The organism is Prevotella sp. 885 (assembly GCF_002265625.1).
GTDB lineage: Bacteria > Bacteroidota > Bacteroidia > Bacteroidales > Bacteroidaceae > Prevotella.
Genome location: NZ_NOVE01000010.1, coordinates 1 through 12876, shown reverse-complemented (window position 1 = coordinate 12876; position 12876 = coordinate 1). Strand labels below are relative to the sequence as shown.

The following is a 12876-nucleotide window of genomic DNA, read 5'->3' as shown; positions in this document are numbered from 1 at the left end:
CGGGTTATTTCTGCTTTATGATAATTGCATATTGGGGATTTTTTTGTATTTTTGCAAAAAACAATAGCCTATGCCAAGATTCATTAATCCATTCTCCGACTGGGGATTCAAGAAAATCTTCGGTCAGGAAATCAACAAGGACTTATTGATAAAGTTCCTTAATGACCTTCTTGACGGCGAGCATCATATCACAGACCTCGTCTTCAAGGATAAAGAACAATTGCCGGAACTGGTTGAAATGCGAGGTATCATCTATGATATCTACTGCACTACAGACAAGGGTGAGCACATTATTGTGGAGATGCAGAACCGCTATCAGCCATTCTTTACAGACCGAACCATCTATTATGCCTCGCGCGACATTGTCAACCAAGGCGTAAAAGGTACGGTGGGTGACACGAATGTTAAGTGGAACTACTGTCTGGCACCAGTCTATACTGTCTGTTTGCTAAATTATGATATGAAAGACGGTACGCCGACGAAGTTCCGTACGGACATCGCCCTGATGGATATGAAGGACAATACGGTCTTTTCCGATCGCTTGCGATTTATCTACTTGATGCTTCCTCTGTTCGCAAAGAATGAAGAGGATGAATGCGAAAACGATTTTGAACGTTGGATTTACATCTTAAAGAACATGAGTACTTTTGAAAGAATGCCTTTCCAGGCGCGCAATGCTGTATTCAAGAAGCTCTCCGAGATAACAGACATCGCCGCCTTAAGCAAGGACGAGCGAGAAAAATATGATGAGAGCTTGAAGGTGATGCGCGACTATCATGCCACGCTTGAAGGGGCTGCACTCTTAGGAAGACGTGAGGGTCTTGAGGAGGGCCTTGCTGAGGGTCGTGAGAAAGGCCTTGCTGAGGGTCGTGAGAAAGGCCTTGCTGAGGGTCGTGAGAAAGGCCTTGCTGAGGGTCGTGCTGAGGGTCGTGCTGAAACAGCCAAGATGATGCTTGAGGATGGTGAGCCAATATCAAAGATAATGCGTTATACCGGACTTACAGAAGAAGAGATTGAAAAATTGAGATAAGTAATTGCCACGCTATGGGAGCCATGCTGCCGAAGTGTGGCAATTTTGTATATATACGCCTTTATTCAACTTATATCACTAATTTATTGTTTTTCTGCGGAATCTTTTATACTTTTGCGTTATTAAGTGATATTTGAACAAAAATTCAGTTAATCAGATAAAATCTTAGCATTATGAAAAAAGATTTACCCCTTACTGCCCTTGTCCGGTCATTTGTGACAATGGCATTTCTTACCTCGTCGTCATTAGGAGTGATGGCGGACTATCCTCGTAAAGCTGCTACGAACCTGCAGTTTTACACTTATGTGTCGGCAAGCGAATCCCGCGATGCAGGTTTCTACACTTTCAATTCTTCCAACCCCACAGTGTTCACCCCAGTCGGCAACGATGTGAAATGTTATGGCGGCGCCACTTATGCACAGGGAAAGTTCTGGTCGTCGTACTATGAGGAGAACGAGGACAACTCGAAGATTACGTTCCCAATCCATCTTTATGGCTACAACACAGCCGACTGGACAATCGGCGAGGAACGTCAGGGTTTCGCTTTTACGGATATCTCCTCCGACCTCGCTTTCGACCCTGAGACACAGGCCATCTATGGCATTTTTTCTGACGCCGACTATTCCGGCAAGTATCTCACGCTCGGAAGGCTTACTTACACCACAAAGGACGATTATCCCTTTGTGATTTATTCTTGCCAGCCCATCGCTCAGATGCCAGAGCGCATGGTGGCGCTAACCTTCAATCGCGACGGACAACTATATACGATTTCTAAGACAGGCAAACTCTACACCGTGGATAAATACACTGGTAAGGCTACTGTTGTGGGCAACACCGGATTCAGCATCCTGCCCTTCTTCCAGAGTGCCACGTGCGATTATGCCACCGGCGACATCTATTGGGCTGCCTATTCCGACGTGGATTGGGCTACGCACGTCCTTAAGGTGAATCCTGCTACTGCTAACGTCACGGAGATTGTGAATTACGGCTTCAATGAGGACACATGGCAAGGCGAGCAGACCTACGACCAGCTCTCCACCATCTTCCTCAAGCAGGACCTCGACCTCGCCACTCTTCCCAAGCCTGTCAGCTCGCTGAGCGTTTCGATGACGTCGCTCTCCGGCGGTAGCGTGGCGTTCACGATGCCGACGCTTGACGTCGAAGGCAAGAGTCTTCCTGCCGATATTGCTTATACTGTACGTATCAACGGTGAGACTGTGGCACACGCCAATGCTGCACCCGGTGCCGCTGTCACCGCTCCTTTCACTGCTGCAAAGAGTGGCAACAGCGTATTCAGCGTGACAGCTGAGATTCCTGCTACCACCGCTCGTCCGGCTGCCGTCAGTGAGCAGACCACAGACACCAAGTGGGTGGGCTATGACGTGCCTATGCCGCCTACCTCAGTGAAGGTGAAGGCGAAGGGCAACGATGTGACGCTGACATGGAAGGCGCCGGAGGCATCCGTCAACGGAGGCTACTTCGATAAGGACAACCTCCGCTATGCCATCTCGCGCTTCAAGATGGGCGAGACTGCCGACTCCGTGATTGTCACAACAGACTGCGCCGCCACTACATACGTCGACCACGTAGAGTCCACCGACATGACGTGGTATTACTATAAGGTGACGGCTCTGAATGGCGACCTGAAGAGTAAGCCTGCCACATCCGTGGAGGTAAGCGTTGGCTCCAGTCTCTCATTGCCTTATCATAACGGTCTGAGCACCAGTGCTTCAATGGAAGACTTCACCATCGTTGACGCCAATGATGACGGTTCGACATGGAGTTTTGACGGCAACTATAATATGGTTGCATACACCGCCAACAGCTCTAATGCTGCTGACGACTGGTTTATCACGCCGCCCATAAATATGAAGAAGGGTGCCGCATATAAGTTCTCTTTCGATGCCGTCAACGACTATCCCACGGAGCGTGTGGCTGCAGCTGTCGGAACTGACGCCACCGCTGAGGCTATGACCGACATCGTCATCGAACCTACGGAGGTTACTTATCAGCCTCGCCGTCGCACTCTCTCCGGCACCTTCCGTGCTACGGAGGATGGCATGCGCTATTTCGGCATCCATGCCATCTCAGACGCTGACTGCAATCATCTTTATGTAGACAATCTCAACATCACTGAGGTATCGGCTTCTGCTCCAGATTCACCTACTGACCTTGTGGTCACACCGGGCGAGAAGGGCGCCACTACTGCTGCGCTCAGCTTCACGGCTCCGACGCGCATGTTAGGCGGTGCGGCGCTGACCGACAAGATGGACATCGTCATCTCGCGTAACGGCGAGTCGCTCACTACGCTCACATCTGTAACGCCAGGTCAGAAATGTTCATACAACGATCCGAGCGTGCCCTCCGGTTCGTGCGTTTATGCCGTGCATGCAGTTGACGCTTCCGGCAACGAAGGATTGGAGACCACAGCCAAGGTGTTCGTCGGCATTGACGAGCCGGGTGCGGTGAAGAATCTCAGGGCTTACGAGGATGCCGAAACGGAAGGTCTGATACACGTGGTTTGGGACCAGCCGGAGGGCGTGCATGGAGGCTACATAGATCCTAACGACCTTACATATTATATATCAGTGGGCACCGATCCCAACGACATCAATCTTGGCAGCAAGACATCGTACGATGACCAGCTGACAATTAAGGCAGGTCGTCAGGCATACAACGGTTACAGCGTATATGCCGTGAGCAGTACGGGTGGCGGTCGCAGCAACTGGAAAACCTGCACAGCAATCGGCGGTCCAGCCATCAAGGCGCCGATGATTGAGTCGTTCAAGAACGTGACGATGGAGAGCGGACCGTGGATTACTAACATGACCAAGGGAGAGGTAGGCGAGGCTTACTGTTACGCCATGACCAGCAGCGCGTCAGCACAGGCACAGGACGGTGACGGCGGTATGCAGTCGTTCTCTGCCGACAAGACAGGCAAGGCGGTGCGTAGCGAGTCGCCGAAGGTGGACATCAGCGAGATGGCGAAGCCTACGCTCAACTTCTGGGCTTACTGCACTGGCAAGGGCGACAAGCTGACAGTCAGCGTGCAGAAGGATTATGCCGACTTTGTGCCGGTGAAGGAGATTATTTCTGACCAGTACGCCGTGGGTTGGCAGCGCTTCAGCATTGACCTCACTCCGTATAAGGACTGCCGTTATGTGCGTATCGGCTTCGAGGGCGAGGCTGTCAATACCACTACAGAGTTCTTCGCTTACGACAATGTTGCCATCGTAGATGCCGCCGATAACGACATCATGGCAGTTGAGCTCACCGCTGCCGAAGAGGTTGAGGCTGGCGACATGGCTGACCTGCAACTCACAGTGCGCAATAATACAGCCAATGAGGTGGCCGCCGGCGACTACACCATCGTAGTGTATAAGAACGGTGAGGAGTTCAGTCGCTTCACGGGCGACCCGCTTTCAGCTGATCGTGCCAAGACCATTGGTCTGAACGGTAAGGTTACGGTTGTGGATGATGACAAGGTGGAGTTCAGTGCTGTTGTTGACTACGCTGCCGACCAGATAGAGGACAACAATGCGTCGAACACCGTTAGCGTACGTGTGAAGAAGAATGACTATCCTACACCTTCCGGTCTTGAGGCTTCGTCACGCCAGAGCAATGTGGGTCTGTCATGGCAGGCTCCCGACCTTAACAGTCTCGGTCTGAAGCGTACCACCGAAACCTTCGACGATTACAAGGCATTTGCCATCAGCGACTTCGGCGACTGGACCACGTACGACTGCGACTTGCAGAATACCATACAGATAACACTCAGCGAATCGTTCGGACCGTTGCAGTACGAGAATTCCGGTGAGCCGATGGCATTCCAGGTGTTCAATTCGCTCCAGGCTGGCATTCCGTTCACCTCGTGGGAAGCCCATTCCGGCGAACAGATGCTCGTAAGTTTCAGTTGCGCATCGCCCGACGGTGGCTTCACAAAGAAGCAGAACGACGATTGGCTTGTGTCGCCTGAGCTTTGCGGTGAGGCACAGACTGTAAGGTTCTTCGCCAAGGCTGGCATCGCAAGTGCAGTGCCCGAGCAGATGGAGGTGCTCTATTCCGTTTCGGACAAGACCATCGACAGCTTCAAGAAGATAGGCGAGACCATCGACGTTAGCAACGTGAAGAGTTGGGACGAGTATAAGGTTGAACTGCCGCAGGGTGCGAAGTACTTCGCCATCCGCTGCGTCTCCAACAACAAGTTCGCTCTCCTTATTGACGACATCTCGTATATCGCGAAGGGTGCGGAGAAGGAGAATCTTACATTCGTGGGATATAACGTCTATCGCGACCGTCATAAGCTCAATGCCAAGCCTATCGACCAGCGCTATTACATCGACGATGACGTGCGCCAGTCGGACAGCTATGCTTATCAGGTGACGGCTGCTTACGAAGAGGGCGAGTCGAAACCGTCTAATACAGCCACCATCACATACCTCTCAGCCATCAACAATGCCTCGACAGCTGCTGTTGTGGTAAACGGCGGAAAGAGCTGTGTGGAGATAAGCGGCGCAGAAGGCAGAATGGTGAAGATGTTCACCGTGGACGGTCGTCTCGTACGTACCTTCGCCGGTGAAGCTCATATCACCGTAGAGGCAGAACCGGGCGTATATGTCGTTATGGTGGACGGCAGCGCGTTTAAGGTTTCGGTAAGAAAGTAATGTCAATAAAATGAAAAGCATGATGAAGAAATCTTTGTTTCTGACACTTGCCATCGCATCGGCTTGCGGTTCTGCCTTCGCGCAGACGCAGCCGACCATATATGGCAGTGTGATCTTTGGACATGGTTGGGAAGACATGGGCAGCGATGCGCCGTTCGGCATCTATTCGCTCCCTGCCAACGATGCCACGCAGATGAAGAGTGTGAAGCTGGACGACAATCTGTCGGCTTTCGGTGGCGGCGTATACGTAGACGGTCGCTATTACATGGTGGACTATTCGCCGTACGACTATGACGGTACGGTCAGTTTCCGAGTATATGACGTGGATGCAGGGTGGCGACTCATTGAGGAACGCCATCTTGCCACCTATTCGAGTGTGGCTTCCGACCTTGCCTATGATCCCACTACGGACCGTGTGTACGGATGTTTCCGTGAGAGTGCCACCACCAACGGCTACTTCTTCGGTACGCTTAACACCATCACAGGATTCTCCTCGAAGATAGCCGACCTTAAGCAGGAGCTTATAGCCTTGGCTGCTACGAAGGACGGACGGCTTTACGGCATCAGCATCTACGGCATGCTCTACAGCGTGGACAAGACCACCGGCGCTCTGACCGAGATTGGTCAGACAGGCAAGACGGTGAAGTATGCGCAGAGTGCCACGTTCGATTATCCTTCTGGACGTATGCTCTGGGCGATGACGCCTCACTATACGCATGAGAGTCCGGAGATATGCGAGGTGAATCTTACTGACGGAACTGTTACTACGCTGACCACCATACCTGACAGATATGAGTTTACGGGTATATATACCACCGGTTCGTATGCCGATGACAATGCCCCGGCACGTCCAACGTCGTTGAAGGCTTCGCTCACAGGAACGTCGCTGACAGGCAAGGCGCTCATCGCAATGCCGGACCGTACGGCTGGCGGCGGCAATCTCGCCTCGTCTCTGGGCTATAAGCTTTGGATGGACGGCAGTCTGCTTAAGGAAGGACAGTCGCAGGCGGGAGCCGGTGTTGAGGCTGCGCTGACGCTCACACGTGGCATGCACCACATGAAAGCGGTGGCTACCAACAGCGCGGGACGCAGCCAGTTCGCCTATTGCGACTTCTGGGCGGGCAGCGATGTGGTGAATGCCGTGTCGCCGAAGGCTGTAATGAAGGACGCCCAGACGGTAAGCGTGTCGTGGACAGCTCCGCAGCGAGGCAATCATGACGGCTATTTCGATCCGTCGCTCGTCACTTACACCGTCACGCGTCAGCCCGATGCCAAGGTGGTGTACGATGGCAGCGCCACATCCTTCGACGACAAGGAAGTGGCAGACCTGCAGATGGGATATTATTATTATGAGGTGGCTGCGAAAGTGGCTGGCGAGTACGGCGACAAGGTTCGCACCAATGTGGTGCAGGTGGGTTCGGCTCTGAAGCTACCGTATGACCAGCCGTTCAATGACGAAGTGGCTGTCAAGACCATGACCGTCATTGATGCCAATGAAGACGACGAGACTTGGCAGTTCTTCGGCGACTGCTTTATCTGCGGTGTCAGTCAGGAAGGACTCGACGATGACGACTGGCTCGTTACGCCGGCGTTTAATCTTAGCAAGGATTCGGTTTATCAAGTGTCGATGGACGTGAAGGCGGAGGAAGGCTATTGTGAGACGGTGGCTGTGGCTGCCGGACAGAAGGCGGAGGCGGCAAGCCTGACGCAGACGGTTCTCGCTCCTATGAAGGTGGATAATGTCAATTATCGCACGCTGTCGGCTGTCTTCGTACCGAAGCATGACGGTGCCTGCCACATCGGTGTGCATGCCTTGAGTCTGTATGCAGAGGGCAGTTATCTGTATCTGGACAACCTCAAGGTGAAGTGCATCGGTTCGGTGAAGTGTCCGGGTGCTGTGACGGAGGCAAAGGCAGAGCCGGTTGGATCAAGTACGGACCGCAAGGTGGAGATTTTGTTCAAGGCTCCCGTGGTGAATATGGGTGGCGAGACGCTGACCGCCAACCTGAAGCATATCACCGTGAAGCGACTCACGGACAATAAGGTGGTGGAGACATTCTCGAACATCATCCCCGGCGATATCTGCCAGATGACCGACACACCATCAGCTGACGGAACTGTCAGCTATGAGATAACGGCAGAGAACGCCGTAGGCAAAGGCGAGACGGTCACCGTCTCAACGTATGTGGGATTGGACCAGCCCGCTGCTGTCGAAAACCTTAGAATCAGTAGCACAGATGACGGACAGGTGACAGCCTCTTGGGATGCTCCATCAAAGGGTAAGCACGGAGGCTTGATAGACAAGGCTTCTCTGAAGTATAACATCGCCAATGTGGATGGCAGCTCGCTTAAGAGCACCACGGTCAGCGAACCTTCGTTCTCGGAGCAGATGACAATGAAGGGCGACGAGCAGCGACTGGCATGGTATGTCATCACGCCGCGCACGCAGCAGGGCAAGGGCATCGCCGCGCCCACGGACACCATTTTCGTGGGCAAGCCTTACGCTGTGCCTTATGCCGAATCGTTCGCAAAGCGCAGCATGCAGCGTGGTCCTTGGTACGGCTCGATGAGTGCACTTGCAGAATGGAACATCATGCAGTACGGCACATACGCTGATGCTGCCGACCTTGACAACGGCTTCATAGCCTTCTCTACGGTTACCACAGGCGCCAGCTCTGATTTTATCGGACCGAAGATAACGCTGAAGGACACGCGTAATCCGCGTCTCACATTCTATGTATGGAACATGAAGCGTTCCATCCATCATCTGCGTGTGGCTCTGCGCACTCCTGACGGCAAGCGCCATCAGCTCGATGATATTCTGCCCAACGATTTCGACGGTGAAGACAACGACGGCCGCTGGCTGAAATATAGCTACAGCCTTTCTGACCTTCGTTCGTACGAATACGTGCAGCTCATCTTCACAGGTGTGGGCGGCAATACCGAAGACCTTACGTCCATCGTGCCGCTTTATATAGACCAGATAAACGTAGACGACCCGCTGTCCTTTAATCTTACGATGGGCGACGTAAGCGCCATGATTGACAAGGTTAGCGTAGGCGACGACGTTACGGTGTTTGCCAATATCAGCAACACGGGCGATAAGGACGCTGCCGACTTCGATGTCTGTCTTTATCGTGGCGAGACGCTTGTCAGCAAGACGCACGTTGACGAACTTGCCGCAGGGCAGAACACAGACGTGGAACTGAAGGATGCGCCCAACTCTGATGCAGCTCTCTCCAGTCTGTATCATGCTGAGATTGCGTGGAATTCGGATGAGGACGCTTCGGACAATGTGTCGAAGAATGTTGTCGTCACAGTCCTTCCCGGTCGTCCGTTCGTGAAGGACGCCAAGGCTGAGGCTGCTGACGGAATGCAGTCGGTAGCGCTTTCTTGGAGTGAGCCGGAGGGCATCAGCAATGGAGCTGAGGCTGAGGATGTGGTGGAAGACTTCGAGTCGTACGTGCCCTTCACCATCAGCCATTTCGGTGAGTGGACATTGATGGACATCGACGGAGCGTCCACGCTCGGCATTCAGGACGGTTCGGGCGACTTCGTGCAGTACGACAATGTGGAGGCTCCGATGGCGTTCCAGGTGTTCAACCCCTCTGCCGTCAGTCTTAGCCCGTTGTATTTCCCGACGCATTCAGGCTCGCAGGTGGCAGCCGCATTCAGTGCCGGACGCTATACCGCCAACGACGACTGGCTTATCTCGCCGGAGGTGGACGGAGCGCAGACCATCACCTTCTGGGCGTGCAGCCCCAACAACAACTATTACGGCACGCAGGAACAGATGGAGGTGCTGTGTTCTGTGGAAGGAAAATCCATCGGTTCGTTCAAGAAGGTAGGTTCCACGATTACCGTTCCTGGACAGTGGACGCAGTATTCTGCCGACCTGCCGGAGGGAGCACGCTATTTCGCTCTCCGCTGCACGTCGAAGGACCAGTACATTCTCTTCGTGGACGACATAAAGTATCGTAAAGCAGGAACAGGTCTGAAGCTTCTGGGCTATAATGTCTATCGTGACGGCATGCGTCTTAACGCATCGCCCATAACAGCAACGAAGTATACCGATAACCGATCAGTCGACACCGACGTTACGTATAGCGTCAAGGCTGTCTATAACACTGGTGAAAGTCGTGCTGCCAATGCCGTATGGGATGCAGCATCAGGCATCAGTGGGGTAGGGGAAGACAATGGTTCTGCGCAAGTCCGTATTTACGATCTCAGTGGTCGTCAGATGCCTTTGGGCGCCTCTTTGAAGAAGGGTGTCTACGTTGTGCGAGATAACGGCAAAACGCGCAAGATATGCATTAAATAGTGCAAATTGTTTAAAATGAGCAAGTTTAATTGTTAAAGATATTACAAAATCTGTTAATGAGGTACGTAAAACTACCTTATTGACAGATTTTTTTTGTAACTTTGCAACGCAAATGCAAATTGCAATGTGCATGTTGCAAACTTGTGGTTGAACGCCTTTTTTTGTTCAACGATTACCTTTCGAAGGAGCGATAAACTCGTTCCAATCTAAAACGAGTCCTAAAGAAAATGAATTTGAAGAAAACGCTGAAGAAATTTACAATATCGATGCTGCTTGCCGTAGCGTCCATACCGGTGCATGGTCAGGATCTTCTTGCCCGCCAAGCTCCAGTAGACCGTAAGATGGCAGCAGTCGATACCATTATGTTGCGAAATATCGCAGCGAGAGAAGAGGCGGAGTCGCCCGCGACAGACCTCTACGCAGGATGGGACAACCGCTATGCACACCGTGCCACAGAACTCCCTGAACATTACAAGATTGACCTTCGTCATTTCTGCATGCCCACCACGAGCCGCGTCATAACCAGTAATTTTGGTTCGCGCTGGGGACGCCAGCACAAGGGTCTTGACATCAAGGTGTATATCGGCGATACCATCCGTGCGGCATTCTCAGGAAAAGTCAGAATTGTAAGATACGAGGGCGGAGGATACGGTAAGTATATCGTCATCCGACATAACAACGGTCTGGAGACCATCTACGGACACCTCTCGAAGCAACTCGTAGATGAGAACCAGGAGGTTCGCGCCGGTGAAGTCATCGGTCTCGGTGGTAACACAGGACGAAGCACGGGTTCGCACCTTCACTTCGAGACACGTCTCTGCGGCGTGGCTCTCAATCCCGCTCTTATGTTCGACTTCCGTGAGCAGGACGTAACAGGCGACTATTATGCTTTCGACCGCTCGACGTATGACAGCGAGTCGGCAGCTGCTACAAGAGCACGCGGAAAGAAGGACGGCTCTTCTTACGCATCCAACTCGCGCAACGACTATGCCACCAACGACCGCGCTACGTCTGGTCTTACCGATCAGGTGCAGTATCACAAGGTTACGAAGGGTGAGACGCTCGCGTCCATCTCTAAGAAGCTCGGTGTTTCGATAGACAAGATTTGTAAGCTGAACCACATCTCGAAGACCATGCGTCTCCGTCCCGGTCAGATCTTGCGCTATTCATAATAATCGGACATTACCATAATATTTATATTAGAATAATTACGCCAGATAAGGCCGGTGAGGTCTATTGTCTGGCGTTTTTCTTTTTTTGTAACATCATAAAGAGACATACGTTATATATATGCTGCTCAAATTTTTCCTTACCTGCAACAAGATAGGTGCGTTCACGCTCGGAGGCGGTTATGCCATGATACCGATCATGGAGCGTGAGTTCGTGGATAACAACAAGTGGATGGACCGGCAGGAATTTATGGACATCATGGTGGTGGCGCAGTCCACGCCGGGTATTTTCGCCATCGACATGGCGTCACATATCGGATATAAGCTGAAAGGAGTATGGGGAGGCATCGTCGGAGCCGTCGGCATAGCCCTCCCGTCCATCATAGCCATCATCATCATAGCCATGTTCTTCCATAACTTCAAGGACAATCCCTGGGTGGAGAAATTCTTCAAGGGAGTGCGTCCCGCAGTAGTGGCGCTCATCGCCGCTCCGTGCTTCAAGATGGCAAAGACCGCCAATATCTCATGGCGCAACGCCTGGATACCCATAGTCTGCTGTCTGTTGATAGCATTATTTGGGGTTTCGCCCATTTACATAATAATCGCGGCAGGCGTTTCGGGATATCTCTATGGCAGATGGAAAAGACAAAGAGCAGAATAAAATGGCTCAATGTCTTCTTGCTTAAAAACATGTCTTACTGCCCACTATGCAAATATTGTCTAAACGGTAAAAACTTGTTACAAAATAAAAATTGATTATAGAGTTTAGGTTTGCTGTTTTTTCGGTGTTTTGCTGTGCAAACAGCACCCATGCCATATGATAGCGCCACTTTTACACTCCAATAGTGCCACTATTAGACAGTAAAAGTGGCACTATTGCATGATAATAGTGCCACTATTGTAGTGTAAAAGTGGCGCTATTGCATCAAAAAACGGCTCTTTTGCGAGTCTGATTTCATAACGCTTCGTCAGAAAATCGCATAACCTACTGTGCGCAAACGCATTAGCTCAAACCGCTCAAAACTCGAGAATTTCGCACCAAAGATTTTGTCGTGCGCTGAGCTCATAGTATTGAGCATCAGGAATGCAAATATTGTGTCGGACGGCACCCACCGTCCGAATTAGGAATTAGGAATTTTCTCTCCCAACCCCTAAACTCTCAACTCTCAATTCTCAACTCTCAACTGTATATAATTAATGTGTTGCTGTTATCGAACACAGTTTTCAGTTGAGATATATCAATTTCAGCTCTAAAAGTGCAGATTTCCTTAACTTTTTTGCTCAAAAGTTTTGGAGATACGGAAAAAAGCTATACCTTTGCATCCGCTTTCGAGAACGAACGAAACCTCAAGCAAAGCAAGAGAAGAAACGTTCAGTGTAAAGCATTAAGAAAGAGTTCTTTGAAAAGATTTACATAAGACAGATAAAGTAGTACAAGAAGCGAGAACGAAGAAATTCGTTCTTGGGTAGAAGAAAACGAACCGTCAAGTTTGTTTGACTTTAAACTCTAATTTGGAAGCTCGTTCTGAAACAGATACAAACAAGCAACGCTTACTTCGGTAAGAGTTGGTAAAAGATATTTTACAATGTAGAGTTTGATCCTGGCTCAGGATGAACGCTAGCTACAGGCTTAACACATGCAAGTCGAGGGGCAGCATGACGATAGCTTGCTATTGTTGATGGCGACCGGCG

The 12876-nt window shown here is 51.3% G+C and carries 5 protein-coding genes and 1 rRNA gene; all 6 read left to right on the top strand.

All coding sequences use genetic code 11. The annotated features are described in order from the left end of the window. Positions 1-70 precede the first annotated feature (70 nt). Positions 71-1030, top strand: a complete 960-nt coding sequence (locus tag CHL74_RS05070) for an Rpn family recombination-promoting nuclease/putative transposase (protein WP_094880085.1) — start codon at positions 71-73, stop codon at positions 1028-1030. 173 nt (positions 1031-1203) lie between these two features. Continuing rightward, positions 1204-5694 carry a choice-of-anchor J domain-containing protein gene (locus CHL74_RS05065; RefSeq protein ID WP_141241236.1) on the top strand — a complete coding sequence of 1497 codons (4491 nt, stop codon included), beginning with the start codon at positions 1204-1206 and terminating at the stop codon, positions 5692-5694. Positions 5695-5713: 19 nt separating this feature from the next. Continuing rightward, on the top strand, positions 5714-10015 hold the full coding sequence (locus tag CHL74_RS05060; RefSeq protein ID WP_176452171.1) for a choice-of-anchor J domain-containing protein: 4302 nt from the start codon (positions 5714-5716) through the stop codon (positions 10013-10015). A 227-nt stretch (positions 10016-10242) separates the two neighbouring features. After that, positions 10243-11187, top strand: coding sequence for a peptidoglycan DD-metalloendopeptidase family protein (locus tag CHL74_RS05055; RefSeq protein ID WP_094880082.1), 945 nt, complete (start codon positions 10243-10245; stop codon positions 11185-11187). A 118-nt stretch (positions 11188-11305) separates the two neighbouring features. Further along, the gene (locus CHL74_RS05050) at positions 11306-11845 is read left to right on the top strand and encodes a chromate transporter (protein ID WP_094880081.1); all 540 of its coding nucleotides are present in this window, start codon (positions 11306-11308) and stop codon (positions 11843-11845) included. Positions 11846-12767: 922 nt separating this feature from the next. Further along, positions 12768-12876 (top strand): 16S ribosomal RNA (locus CHL74_RS05045); the annotation flags it as partial.